This is a genomic window from Pseudoalteromonas sp. 68 DY56-GL68, assembly GCF_041414825.1.
GTDB lineage: Bacteria > Pseudomonadota > Gammaproteobacteria > Enterobacterales > Alteromonadaceae > Pseudoalteromonas.
The window spans coordinates 1-9,686 of record NZ_JAOCZL010000014.1 but is presented as its reverse complement, the minus strand read 5'-3'; the positions used below and the strand labels follow the sequence as shown (position 1 = coordinate 9,686).

18 protein-coding genes and 2 tRNA genes are annotated in these 9,686 nt (G+C 37.8%); 15 read left to right on the top strand and 5 right to left on the bottom strand.

Features of this window, described 5'->3' with window-relative positions; all coding sequences use genetic code 11:
* Positions 1 to 135 precede the first annotated feature (135 nt).
* Positions 136 to 211: transfer RNA gene (locus NYF15_RS08130), tRNA-Gly, on the top strand.
* 103 nt (positions 212 to 314) lie between these two features.
* Positions 315 to 390, top strand: a tRNA-Gly gene (locus tag NYF15_RS08125).
* Positions 391 to 467: 77 nt separating this feature from the next.
* On the opposite strand, the gene NYF15_RS08120 is transcribed toward NYF15_RS08125, so the two are convergent.
* The 3 genes from NYF15_RS08120 to NYF15_RS08110 all read right to left on the bottom strand — a co-directional run bounded on the left by NYF15_RS08120 (position 468) and on the right by NYF15_RS08110 (position 1,876).
* The gene (locus NYF15_RS08120) at positions 468 to 893 is read right to left on the bottom strand and encodes a secondary thiamine-phosphate synthase enzyme YjbQ (protein ID WP_130166180.1); all 426 of its coding nucleotides are present in this window, start codon (positions 891 to 893) and stop codon (positions 468 to 470) included.
* Positions 890 to 1,357: a chemotaxis protein CheX gene (locus tag NYF15_RS08115; protein WP_130149306.1), complete on the bottom strand. Its 468-nt coding sequence runs from the start codon at positions 1,355 to 1,357 to the stop codon at positions 890 to 892. The genes NYF15_RS08120 and NYF15_RS08115 overlap by 4 nt, the downstream gene beginning before the upstream one ends.
* A gap of 84 nt (positions 1,358 to 1,441) precedes the next feature.
* Positions 1,442 to 1,876 carry a transcriptional repressor gene (locus tag NYF15_RS08110; protein ID WP_062568536.1) on the bottom strand — a complete coding sequence of 145 codons (435 nt, stop codon included), beginning with the start codon at positions 1,874 to 1,876 and terminating at the stop codon, positions 1,442 to 1,444.
* A 95-nt stretch (positions 1,877 to 1,971) separates the two neighbouring features.
* Here NYF15_RS08110 and NYF15_RS08105 point away from each other — a divergent pair, with 95 nt between their 5' ends.
* The 5 genes from NYF15_RS08105 (at position 1,972) to NYF15_RS08085 (ending at position 4,894) form a co-directional block, all read left to right on the top strand.
* Complete coding sequence (locus NYF15_RS08105) at positions 1,972 to 2,592, top strand: MarC family protein (protein ID WP_130149307.1); 621 nt, start codon at positions 1,972 to 1,974, stop codon at positions 2,590 to 2,592.
* Positions 2,593 to 2,690: 98 nt separating this feature from the next.
* Positions 2,691 to 3,170: a hypothetical protein gene (locus tag NYF15_RS08100; protein ID WP_165381446.1), complete on the top strand. Its 480-nt coding sequence runs from the start codon at positions 2,691 to 2,693 to the stop codon at positions 3,168 to 3,170.
* Between the two features lie 496 nt (positions 3,171 to 3,666).
* Entirely contained in the window at positions 3,667 to 3,843 is a 177-nt protein-coding gene (locus tag NYF15_RS08095; RefSeq protein ID WP_371353290.1) for a hypothetical protein, read from the top strand.
* 83 nt (positions 3,844 to 3,926) lie between these two features.
* Positions 3,927 to 4,511, top strand: coding sequence for a hypothetical protein (locus NYF15_RS08090; RefSeq protein WP_371353289.1), 585 nt, complete (start codon positions 3,927 to 3,929; stop codon positions 4,509 to 4,511).
* Positions 4,508 to 4,894, top strand: a complete 387-nt coding sequence (locus tag NYF15_RS08085; RefSeq protein ID WP_371353288.1) for a hypothetical protein — start codon at positions 4,508 to 4,510, stop codon at positions 4,892 to 4,894. The genes NYF15_RS08090 and NYF15_RS08085 overlap by 4 nt, the downstream gene beginning before the upstream one ends.
* Here the strand turns inward: NYF15_RS08085 and NYF15_RS08080 are convergent.
* On the bottom strand, positions 4,891 to 5,316 hold the full coding sequence (locus tag NYF15_RS08080; RefSeq protein WP_371353287.1) for a helix-turn-helix domain-containing protein: 426 nt from the start codon (positions 5,314 to 5,316) through the stop codon (positions 4,891 to 4,893). The genes NYF15_RS08085 and NYF15_RS08080 overlap by 4 nt on opposite strands.
* A gap of 431 nt (positions 5,317 to 5,747) precedes the next feature.
* Here NYF15_RS08080 and NYF15_RS08075 point away from each other — a divergent pair, with 431 nt between their 5' ends.
* The 3 genes from NYF15_RS08075 to NYF15_RS08065 all read left to right on the top strand — a co-directional run bounded on the left by NYF15_RS08075 (position 5,748) and on the right by NYF15_RS08065 (position 7,270).
* Positions 5,748 to 6,299 (top strand): hypothetical protein, encoded by a 552-nt coding sequence (locus NYF15_RS08075; protein ID WP_371353286.1) that lies wholly within the window; start codon positions 5,748 to 5,750, stop codon positions 6,297 to 6,299.
* 17 nt (positions 6,300 to 6,316) lie between these two features.
* Positions 6,317 to 6,646: a hypothetical protein gene (locus NYF15_RS08070; RefSeq protein ID WP_371353285.1), complete on the top strand. Its 330-nt coding sequence runs from the start codon at positions 6,317 to 6,319 to the stop codon at positions 6,644 to 6,646.
* 108 nt (positions 6,647 to 6,754) lie between these two features.
* Positions 6,755 to 7,270: a PH domain-containing protein gene (locus tag NYF15_RS08065; RefSeq protein ID WP_371353284.1), complete on the top strand. Its 516-nt coding sequence runs from the start codon at positions 6,755 to 6,757 to the stop codon at positions 7,268 to 7,270.
* A 30-nt stretch (positions 7,271 to 7,300) separates the two neighbouring features.
* Here NYF15_RS08065 and NYF15_RS08060 read toward each other — a convergent pair whose 3' ends face one another.
* On the bottom strand, positions 7,301 to 7,762 hold the full coding sequence (locus tag NYF15_RS08060; protein ID WP_371353283.1) for a helix-turn-helix domain-containing protein: 462 nt from the start codon (positions 7,760 to 7,762) through the stop codon (positions 7,301 to 7,303).
* A 161-nt stretch (positions 7,763 to 7,923) separates the two neighbouring features.
* On the opposite strand from NYF15_RS08060, the gene NYF15_RS08055 reads away from it, so the two are divergent.
* From NYF15_RS08055 to NYF15_RS08035, 5 genes are all read left to right on the top strand, one after another.
* Entirely contained in the window at positions 7,924 to 8,211 is a 288-nt protein-coding gene (locus NYF15_RS08055) for a helix-turn-helix transcriptional regulator (RefSeq protein ID WP_371353282.1), read from the top strand.
* Positions 8,208 to 8,462, top strand: a complete 255-nt coding sequence (locus tag NYF15_RS08050; RefSeq protein ID WP_371353281.1) for a pyocin activator PrtN family protein — start codon at positions 8,208 to 8,210, stop codon at positions 8,460 to 8,462. The genes NYF15_RS08055 and NYF15_RS08050 overlap by 4 nt, the downstream gene beginning before the upstream one ends.
* Entirely contained in the window at positions 8,441 to 8,896 is a 456-nt protein-coding gene (locus NYF15_RS08045) for a hypothetical protein (RefSeq protein WP_371353280.1), read from the top strand. The genes NYF15_RS08050 and NYF15_RS08045 overlap by 22 nt, the downstream gene beginning before the upstream one ends.
* A gap of 9 nt (positions 8,897 to 8,905) precedes the next feature.
* Positions 8,906 to 9,172, top strand: a complete 267-nt coding sequence (locus NYF15_RS08040; protein WP_371353279.1) for a hypothetical protein — start codon at positions 8,906 to 8,908, stop codon at positions 9,170 to 9,172.
* Positions 9,169 to 9,686 (top strand): SAM-dependent methyltransferase (locus tag NYF15_RS08035; protein ID WP_371353278.1); only part of this gene is annotated, 518 nt, incomplete at its 3' end. The genes NYF15_RS08040 and NYF15_RS08035, both read left to right, overlap by 4 nt.

The following is a 9,686-nucleotide window of genomic DNA, read 5'->3' as shown; positions in this document are numbered from 1 at the left end:
GAGGTCACGAGTTCGAGCCTCGTGTGCCGCTCCAATTTCTCACCAAAAGAAATTGGCTTAAGTTTCGAGGGGAAAGTTGAAAGCTCCAAGCTATTCCAACTTTTAACTTGAGTCTTATAACTAGTAACTTATTGTGCGGCACTAGCTCAGTTGGTAGAGCGCAACCTTGCCAAGGTTGAGGTCACGAGTTCGAGCCTCGTGTGCCGCTCCAATTTATCACCAAAAGAAATTGAGATAAGTTTCAAGGGGAAAGTTGAAAGCTCCAAGCTATTCAAACTTGAATCTAGAAACTTGTAACTAGTAACTTTTTTGATGCGGCACTAGCTCAGTTGGTAGAGCGCAACCTTGCCAAGGTTGAGGTCACGAGTTCGAGCCTCGTGTGCCGCTCCAATCTCTAAACAAATCCTAAAACACTTTCTTAAATAATTTAGTTAATGCCAAGTTTAGTTTATAGCTTACAGTTAGTTTTAGATCTGACCTTGAATCGTCGCGACAATACGTCTAGCACCACCATGATCTCGGTGTTCACCTAAATAGATACCTTGCCAAGTACCTAGCATTAAACGGCCTTGGTTAATTGGAATGGTGAGTTCAGCACCTAATGTACTGCTTTTTATATGAGCTGGCATGTCGTCATCACCTTCATAATCATGGCGGTAATAACTTTGTCGCTCCGGCACAAAATGATTGAAGTGACTTTCCATATCCATTCTTACTGTGGGATCTGCATTTTCGTTAATTGTTAAGCTTGCAGAGGTGTGCTGAATGAACAGGTGTAATAAACCGACTTTGTATTGAGTTATTTCGGGGAGTTGACGAAGTATCTCGTCATCAATAATGTGAAAGCCTCGCGAGCGAGGCTTTAATTGAATGGTTTTTTGTTGCCAGCTCATAGTTTATCAAAGCTAACTTCAATATTAGCGTTACCATCAGCGGACGTGAATGGGATCAATACCTTGGCGCCTTCACATTTATGGGCGATTGTATGTCCTTTACCAGACACAACAATCGGCGTTGCCATATCAAACTCATAGCCTTTTTCGCCAAGTAAGTTTTTAGCACCGCCTGTTACCATGTTGGTAATTTCACCTACCATGTCGGTTACTTCTTCATTGACTGAGTCTGGTCGCTCACCTAGCATTCTTTCCATAATAGTTAATGCTAAGCTTTCATCAAAGGTAATTGATAGTGAGCCTTTTGTTTGAGGCCCTACCATACCAATCAAACCTGATACATCGCCACGGGCTAATTCATCTTTTTTTAAACTAGGTTTACCCGGTTTTAATTCTGTTTGAGCCATGGTGCTCAATACATTTAATAATGATGATAAAAAAGGGTTGATGAACTCTACATTCATTGTTTATTTTCCCTCAGATTACGCAGTTAAACTGCCTTTCTAACTATAAGTGTAGTGGCTGTATGTGACAGCGCACTTAATCTTTTAATCTTTGCAATTTTCACATTTACCGTGTGCTTCGATAGTTTGTCCTGAGACAATAAACCCACTCTCTGCCGCTAGATTATTTAGTTCGTGTGAAATAACGGTTGAGTGTAACTCTTTAACATAGCCACAACTGTCACATATTAGTAACTGCACAGGGTGAATGTGATCAAAATGGTGGCACAACATAAATGAGTTTGTGCTTTCAATTTTGTGAATAAAGCCAAGTTCTGACAAGAAATCCAGAGCACGATAAATAGTGGCAGGTTTTGCGCCTGACTCAGTTAATTTAAGTTGTTCTAATAAATCATAAGCACCAACGCCACCCTGAGCACTTGCTAGTAGGCGGAATACTTTTTCACGGATAGGTGTGAAACGTGCCCCACGATTGTCGCAGACTTGTTTTGCTTTACTGACGAGTGATTCTATATTCATCTTCTCTTATCCTTACGCTACCGTGATATACTAACATACTGTATTGTAGTTGCAGTGTTTTTATTCGCTAACACGTTTTATAGGGAGTTTTCTTAATGAATGAATTGCTTGCCGCATTCATTTTCTTTTTTGCTGTTATTGATCCTATCGGTACAGTGCCTGTTTTTATTGCTGTTACACGCTGGGATGACGCCAAATTTAAGCGCAAAGTTGCTTTAAAAGCAGTTGGTGTTTCGGCACTAGTTCTATTATTTTTTGTTGTCGCGGGCGAGTTACTTTTAAATGCGATAAATATTCCGCTTTCGGCGTTTCAGATTGCCGGAGGTATTGTTTTATTACTTTTTGCTTTGTCGATGATATTCGGTGAAAGTAAACCTGAAACTGAAATCAAAAGCGTACGAGATAGCACCGAAACGGCTATTTTCCCATTAGCCATTCCTTCTATTGCGAGCCCTGGAGCCATGCTTGGTGCGGTGCTAATGACTCGAAATACAGAATACACTTGGTATGAGCAGCTTATAACGTCATCAATCATGCTTTTTGTATTAGTAATCGTGCTGGTTTTATTACTGCTTGCCACACATGTTCATAAGTTAATTGGTGACAGTGGGGCAAGTATTATTAGCCGAGTAATGGGGTTAATTTTATCTTCTGTGGCGGTAACTAATATTTTAGGTGGTATTGCTCATTACTTTGGTTTAGCGGTGCCAACATAGTTTAAATTTAAAGTGCATTTTCAGTGATTTAAATTTTGAATTATTGCCTTCTTTTATCTAACTTAAAGGAAGGCAATATAAAATTTAAGGAACAAAGAATGCTAATTAAAAATGTTGTTTTATCCATTTTTCTGATCTTTAGCTTGGGCGCTTGCATGGAGCCAACCTATGATAGTGGTAAGCTAAAAGTGATTGAAGTAACTGATCACGATTTCAAAATTAATGGGGAGAGCGCTGTTACAGTCATTGTTGGCCACGCTAATGTGGCTGAATACAGCTTTTCTATTCGCAAAAGTGATCTTAAAAAGGGCACGCTTTTGCAGTCTGTCTCCGATAGCAACCCAAATGTACGTGCTGATGGTACTTTCTTTAGCGAGTATTACGTACAGTCAAAAGATCATGATACACATGCATCCATTGAAATTGTAGAAATAGACCCTGCTCAGAAAATTGCTCGCATTGCAGTAGGAGCTAAATTAGTTAATCTGAAAAATGAGGATTATAAAGAACTTGAAATCACTGTTTTGGAGCTTACGGGCCAAAACCTTGAACATCTTCTTAGTAAAGTAAAAATGTAGCCTTTACATTTTATCTTATTCTTCAAAGAAGTGAGATTGCAGTACACTTCTTCGCCTCTTTTCATCATCTGATCTTCGATTAAGCCATGCCGCGCGCCAGCTTCGGTGGTATAATGGTCGCAATTTTTCATTTCGGTGCATACCTAAAGGGTATGTGTCATCGCTATATTAAGCGTTAATCGTATTAGGTAATTTAAGTTGCAAGTAAATGCATTGATCTTTAAAGGGGCCATGTTATGAGCACAACGACATTAAACCGCCGTTTTTCCGTGGCACCCATGTTAGATTGGACTGATAATCAATAAAATAAAGGCTTTAAAGAGTGTAAGGGTGACTATTGGGGCACCGCAACAATTATGGGGTCCCAATAGTCACCCTCAACTGACCTGCTTTAAGCAGGTTTTTTTGTGTCTGTAAAAAATACCTAGTGTCAAAATTATGTGGCAAGTAACTTGCTAAGAAAGGAGGTTAATTTTACTTATAAGGAAAACTAGAAATGGCTATAACAGCACTTTTATTAAGCTCTGGACTCTCTTTAAACGCATTACCTGCTGAAGAACTTAAAACAACAAAAATTCAGGGTTCTGGTGGTATTGTGATCTTGCCACCTAAAAAAGAAAACTTGCAAGGCTCTGGTGGTATTGTGATTTTACCGCCAAAGAAAGAAAACTAATTAATAATTATCCTTAAAGCCAGCTTAATAGCTGGTTTTTTTATATCCGAACATATATTCTATGCACTCTTAAAGGAGTATGCATGTTTGAATATCTCGCTGATTTATATAGCGAACTGCTAGTTGTAAGAAGCACTCACAAGGTCTTCTCTTGGCAAAGCATTATTGCGTTTTCATATTTTTCAGCACTTGTATTGTCCATCTATCGGGCTCACCGCTATAAAGAGCGTTTCAGTGACTTTCTATCCATTGCTGTTGTTGTTGTAAAATACCTTTTCACATCATTGCTCATGGAGCGAGTGCTTGTTTATATCAATGAGTCAGGAAATTGGCAGTCTGCACAAAACGTTTACTTAGCTTTATTTGCGATTAACGTTCTTAGCATATACTTTCTTTATCTGTTGCATTCATTGCTAAGTTATAAGCTAAGTGAGCTTTTCTTTGCCGTGTTCAGAATAACTAGCGCAATCGCTTTAGCGCATTTTGTTCTATGGTTTAAGTTTATAGTGCTAGACATACAAGAGCCTTATCCTTGGGTGCATTACTCATATAGTTTTATTGTTTTATGTCTAAGCATAATGCTAGCAATAGCCATGCTTTTTCCTAATATTCTTCTTAATCGTTTCGGATGTATAATTGGCTTGAATTTGCCAAGGGGGCGAGAATGACCGAGTTATTTATAATTGCAATTGTAGTTTGTTTTGTACTTTTAATAGTCAGCACAGTCTACACAATGAGAAATCGCTACTTTGAAAATCAAGTAAGAAGTAAATCAGAAATATATGCACGGTTATCGATAGACTTTAAAAATGAGAAAAACCCCGAACGTGCATTCGAATTACATGCGCAAGCTGAATCTGTAAAAGGTGAGATTGAATTGTTAATCGGCAAATTCCCAAAGATGAAACGTTACAACGTCGAGCTACCCACATTGCATAAAACCGAGCCAGCCAAAGAAAAAAGCCTAGGTGAGTTAATGCGCCATTATGATGAAATAAACAATAGCTCTGTTATATACGCAAAATTCAACAGAGAAGAAAAGGATAGCTAAGCGCTGTCCTTCTTTTCTTCGCTCAAATATAAACTTAACTCAGTTTCTATTGCCTTCAGTGGCAATTGAGCCATGCTTTTTAGATCTGTAAATGAGTGAGAGCTTTCTATAAAACCACCTGCCTGTAACCCTAGCAGCCCTTTTAAAAGCCCATTTTCTATAATGTCCAAATCACTCAGAGATATGTTTTTGATAGGTGTGCCGTAAAGAATATGATCATAACTCGCACCAGTTGTTCTTGCGGCCTGATCAATTAAGTCATAAGGGATTGATGCACGCTTTATACGAGTTGTGCAATATGCTGAACTTAAATCCAAAAGCTTTTCAAGGTTTGCATTATTTTTAACTTGATAAACAGCACATAAGCGCTCGAATATAGCGCTTACATTAAGTTGTTCTTGGGTTAGTTTCTTTTTAAACATATAAACACCATCGCGTAAGTGAGCATATTGTAACCGATATTTATTATCAATACACCATGCGCAGTTAAAAAACTAACAAAGTGTTAGTTTTTGTTGCATTGACCATAAATTCTGTGTATTTTTTAATTTCGTAATTATAAGTAATGACGTTGGTGTATATATATCAATAGGTTAAATCTGGTACTGTTTATTTGTACAGTATTTAATTGATATTCATGATTTAATCATTACAATAAAAATTGCACATTAAAACGGTGTAAATTTAACCAAAAGGGAAACAGCATGAAAATGTTACATACACTTAAAACAGGTAGTTTAAACGCAGGAAATGGCGGCGGCGGCGGTGGTAGTGAACCACCTAAAGAAAAGTAGTTTTCTTAAGCCTAATTAACCAGCTCAATGCTGGTTAATATTATCACCAAGGAACAACAATGATCAGCCCAACCACAGCAATTGACTGGACAATCAGACTACTAGAAATTGTCGCCGTGTTATTTATCGTTATCACTTTTAGTAAACACCGCTTTGCTTTATTTTTCGGTGGTAGGCAGTCTATAAAAACAGATGAAGATCATATACTTCATTCATGCTTTATTTCAGCGCTAACAGTGATGGTGTTTCATGCAGTTAGCTCGCCACTTGCTGATCACATTATTTCACTTGAAATGGAAAAAATGATGTTACGTCAGTTTTTTTATTTCACCATGTTTTGTTTTTCAATTGCGTTTGTAGTGACTTTATTTTCTTTGCATGCGCTACGTCGTTGCTCGTTCTCACCAGTTGCGCGGGTGTGTTTATATTTAGCAATTTTACAAGCTATAGTACAACTGACACAGTTTATTATGCGTGGAATTTTAGATGACAGTAGTTTGTCACCTGCTTACAAGGTCGTTGTTATTGTATTAAATATCCTATCGCTAGCAGTGATCAGCGTGTACCCCGTTAAAAAAATTGTTTCTCACAAAAATGCAGAGGTTGCATAGTGCCTTTATTGATACTCATGATTATTTTATTAGCCATCGCTTTAGGCGTTGTTTGTCTGTCGGTTGTGTTTGGCTGTAATACTGTAAGCCTTGAAACAAATTTAAAACATAAGCTAAAGGGCTTATTACCGAGTGAGCTTTTTAAAAGTGAAGATGATAGAGGGGTTGCACACAATATTGTGATGAACTTAGGCGAAGCACTTCAAAATAAAAGAGACTTAGCGGCTTACGAAAAATTAAAAGCAGTAAATGCACAAGCAGTGAGCTATAGAATAAAAAACTTACAGGCTCCGATAGAATTGCAAACAGAGCCCGTTCATAAACCTAGTTTAAAGATTGTTAAGTAAGCCCGCTAATGCGGGTTTTTTTATGTCTATTAATTTTGAACCTTGTTAAAAGATGAGCAATAAATTAATCTGGTTAAATCGTGTATATAGAAAAATAAAGGGAATGCAATGGCTAAAGAGTCCAAACACGTAATTAAATTTAAAGAGCTACATTTAAAACAAAGCGAAAGAATAGTTGCATCGAGTGAAGGGTATATTGGCAACGCAATGGGTAAGGGGGATGATACCCAACACAATGGTGTTTTATTAACTACTAATGAGCGAGTTGTGTTTTATAGGAAGGGGCTCATGGGAGAAGTGATTGAATCAATACCATTGAAAAATATTAACTCTTTGGAAAGAAAGTCAGCATTAATGAAGCATACAATTTTAATTCATAGCTCAGGAAACAAAATTGAATTTAAAAGCTTTAATAAAGCAGAAAATGAGCAGTTAGTAACAGCTATTGAAAATGAGCAAGCATTGTTAGCACCGACGGAAGAGAATATAAAAACAAAACCACCAGAAAGCCAGAGTGAAGATGTTTATTTACAACTTAAAAAGCTGGGTGAATTAAAAGAGTTAGGAATTATCAATGAAGATGAATTTAATGATAAAAAATCCATACTAATGAATAAAATTTAATAAATTAAAACCCGCTATTTGCGGGTTTTTTTAAGCCATTTTTTGGTTGCTTGATGTGTTCGTTGCTCTAGCGTCTATAATTGGACGTAAATCTTTGAGCAGTAGCTTACCACAATCGTTAAAGTCCACTTTCTTATCTTTATTAGGTGTAAACCAATCCAAATGGCAAAACATCATTAAAGAGCCCACAGCAGTATCAATAAATTGCTCTTCAAACTGTTCTTCAGATAGCTTACCTTCAGGAACTGCATCACCAGGTGCTATTTGACCAAGAGCAGGATTTGTTTCTCCAGTAAATAGCCATAAAAAATACATTTTTGTTTGTGGGTGGTTGGCAATCTTCTCTAAGTTTCCTGCGCCAGGCTCAGAAATACCAGTCTCATACTTCTTATAGCCACTCAAACCAATATCTAGTAATTCACAGAACTTAGCTTGGCTTAAGTTTAACGACTCACGAATAATTTTTATCTTTTGCCCGATATTGTTTGACATGGTTCTTATAAGATCCTAATATTTGCTTTAGATACAATAGTGACCATTAAAGGTCTTATAGTGTTCATATGTTTTTGTTTGGTATAACAAGCTGATCTAATAAAACAGGTTAGCACACAAATGGACAATATTGGAACCAGTCAACACAGTTTGAGGTAAATATGAAACTAGACAGATACCGTAAAAACTTGCAGGGAGAGGTTGTTGGCCCTGATGAAAAGTTCTTAAAACGTAAACAAGTTTTAGAGTTATGTGGAATTTCACTTTCTCACTTGTATTACTTAATGAATAAAGGGAAATTCCCTAAATCTCACCGTTTATCACATCGCAGTGCTGTCTGGCTTGAGTCAGATATAAATTTATGGCGCTCAATGAATGCAGATGCTTTCTATAAAGAATATGGCGAGCAAATAAAAGCTCAGCAGCTTGGTGAAGGCGCAGCAGCATGAACATGACCTTTGCGCTATTGGCGCGTTACGAAACGCCTATTGTAAAACTTAAAGATGTTTGCGTTGAGCATTTGGGCATTCAGCCTAAAACCGCTGAGCAAAAAGCCAAAGCTGCGCAATTGCCGTTTCCAACATTTAAAGCAACTGATTCGGAGCGTTCGCCAACTTTGGTAAACGTAAGTGATTTAGGCGCATATTTACAAGCCCGCTACGAGCAAGGCCGCGCACAGTGGCAAAGCGTAAACAACTAGGAGCAATGACAATGGAAAGCCCAGTACAGACAATCTTAGAAAAACGCATTACTGAAACTGAAAGCAAAACTAATACGACTCAGCTGAAAGCTGTAGAAGTACAAAAAGTACCTAAAGGTTTAGCAGAAATTAGAGCACGCAGGGGGAATGCGAAGCGTACGCCCGCTTACGTATTTGATGTTGTTTTAACAGAAAAACAGCGAGCAATTGTCTGCTTTTCTGCTGGATTAAAGCCTGACCGTTTAAATACGGGATTTTATAAGTTCAATGTTCAAGAGCGTAAAGCAGTGCACAGAGCACTTATTCAATTACAAGAGCTGCTCACTGCGTTCACAAATGCAAATGTCTTGATGCCAGAAAAGTTTGAGCGACAACCGCCTAAATTTGATGTCGTACCGCACCTAGTTGCAGCACAGAACACTAACACACATTAGGGGTTGATCATGGCCAAGTTAATGGTTGAAAAAAGTAACGATGTTTCGAAAATGGTTGTAGATCACTCCGAAACACAAAAGCCAACAATTAGAAACACACAGAGCCAAGGTAAATCACAAGTATTTAATTTATCTTATAAACTTTCAAAAGAATTAAAAAACAAACAAATACTCATAGATGGAATACATCAAACAATTGGTTGGATTGAATCTACAGGTGGTTGTGAAGAGTCTATTCGTATGTTGAGAAAAGCACTTTCTGAGGTGAGATCATGAGTTCAACAAATCGCGGAACTGTGCGCAATGCGGATGATTACTATGTAACACCACATTGGCTAATTGAAGATTTTCTAGCGGCCTTTGCTGAAAATAATATTTTGCTTTGTTCACCAGATGAATACCCAAGAGTATTAGATCCAAGTGCAGGCGGTTGTGAACAATACCCAATGAGTTACCCAACGGTATTAGAACAGCACGGCTTTAGTGTTGAAAGCTGGGACATTCGTGAAGATTCACGCGCAGAGATTAGAGGCCGTGATTTTTTAACAACACCAAGTGCATTTTTGCCAACATTCAACATGATCATCACCAACCCACCATTTAAGTTAGCGCAAGAATTTACAGAAAAAGCCCTTGATATGGTTGATGATCACGGCTTAGTAATTATGCTGCAACGCTTAAATTGGCTTGGTAGCCAAAAGCGTAAACCCATGTGGCAACGCTTACCGCTTGCGGCCGTTTATGTTCATAGTAAACGACCAGGTTTCAATCCTGAAAAACCAAGTCAAAC

What these genes read in the sequence shown, in the direction of transcription:
- NYF15_RS08110 (WP_062568536.1), bottom strand. Translation starts at nt 1,876, where the DNA reads ATGAATATAGAATCACTCGTCAGTAAAGCAAAACAAGTCTGCGACAAT.
- NYF15_RS08060 (WP_371353283.1), bottom strand. Translation starts at nt 7,762, where the DNA reads ATGTCAAACAATATCGGGCAAAAGATAAAAATTATTCGTGAGTCGTTA.
- NYF15_RS08090 (WP_371353289.1), top strand. Translation starts at nt 3,927, where the DNA reads ATGTTTGAATATCTCGCTGATTTATATAGCGAACTGCTAGTTGTAAGA.
- NYF15_RS08100 (WP_165381446.1), top strand. Translation starts at nt 2,691, where the DNA reads ATGCTAATTAAAAATGTTGTTTTATCCATTTTTCTGATCTTTAGCTTG.
- NYF15_RS08055 (WP_371353282.1), top strand. Translation starts at nt 7,924, where the DNA reads ATGAAACTAGACAGATACCGTAAAAACTTGCAGGGAGAGGTTGTTGGC.
- NYF15_RS08065 (WP_371353284.1), top strand. Translation starts at nt 6,755, where the DNA reads ATGGCTAAAGAGTCCAAACACGTAATTAAATTTAAAGAGCTACATTTA.
- NYF15_RS08075 (WP_371353286.1), top strand. Translation starts at nt 5,748, where the DNA reads ATGATCAGCCCAACCACAGCAATTGACTGGACAATCAGACTACTAGAA.
- NYF15_RS08080 (WP_371353287.1), bottom strand. Translation starts at nt 5,316, where the DNA reads ATGTTTAAAAAGAAACTAACCCAAGAACAACTTAATGTAAGCGCTATA.
- NYF15_RS08105 (WP_130149307.1), top strand. Translation starts at nt 1,972, where the DNA reads ATGAATGAATTGCTTGCCGCATTCATTTTCTTTTTTGCTGTTATTGAT.
- NYF15_RS08095 (WP_371353290.1), top strand. Translation starts at nt 3,667, where the DNA reads ATGGCTATAACAGCACTTTTATTAAGCTCTGGACTCTCTTTAAACGCA.
- NYF15_RS08120 (WP_130166180.1), bottom strand. Translation starts at nt 893, where the DNA reads ATGAGCTGGCAACAAAAAACCATTCAATTAAAGCCTCGCTCGCGAGGC.
- NYF15_RS08050 (WP_371353281.1), top strand. Translation starts at nt 8,208, where the DNA reads ATGAACATGACCTTTGCGCTATTGGCGCGTTACGAAACGCCTATTGTA.
- NYF15_RS08070 (WP_371353285.1), top strand. Translation starts at nt 6,317, where the DNA reads ATGATTATTTTATTAGCCATCGCTTTAGGCGTTGTTTGTCTGTCGGTT.
- NYF15_RS08085 (WP_371353288.1), top strand. Translation starts at nt 4,508, where the DNA reads ATGACCGAGTTATTTATAATTGCAATTGTAGTTTGTTTTGTACTTTTA.
- NYF15_RS08115 (WP_130149306.1), bottom strand. Translation starts at nt 1,357, where the DNA reads ATGAATGTAGAGTTCATCAACCCTTTTTTATCATCATTATTAAATGTA.
- NYF15_RS08040 (WP_371353279.1), top strand. Translation starts at nt 8,906, where the DNA reads ATGGCCAAGTTAATGGTTGAAAAAAGTAACGATGTTTCGAAAATGGTT.